This is a genomic window from Streptococcus suis (genome assembly GCF_002964045.1).
In the GTDB taxonomy this organism is placed as follows: domain Bacteria; phylum Bacillota; class Bacilli; order Lactobacillales; family Streptococcaceae; genus Streptococcus; species Streptococcus suis_U.
This window is the reverse complement of the sequence record NZ_POPB01000365.1, coordinates 1-309: the sequence shown is the minus strand read 5'-3', so window position 1 is coordinate 309 and position 309 is coordinate 1. Positions and strand designations below refer to the sequence as shown.

1 pseudogene is annotated in these 309 nt (G+C 29.8%); it reads right to left on the bottom strand.

Features of this window, described 5'->3' with window-relative positions:
- Positions 1–26: 26 nt before the first annotated feature.
- Positions 27–309: pseudogene (locus tag C1E99_RS09055) on the bottom strand (replication initiation protein); the annotation flags it as partial.

Here is a 309-nt window from a genome sequence, read left to right as displayed (position 1 = left end):
ACCCCATCTTTATAAGATGGGATTTTTCAATCATTCTGTCTGTCATCATCTTCCTCCTGTGAAATTTTGAGAGTCATTTCTTTATATTTGTTATAAACATCTGAATTAAATTCAATTTTATCTTTATCGGACTCGTAGTAAGGATTGTCTATTCGCTCATATTCTACATATTTATTTTTTTCGTTATCGAATTTGTATGTAATAATAGATTTATCAGTTACTTCTTGAAGCAGTGTAATCCGTCTAATGAGCTGAATCACAGTGTCAATTTTCTTATCAAAGCCAGCTTGTTTACTAATTGATTCATAA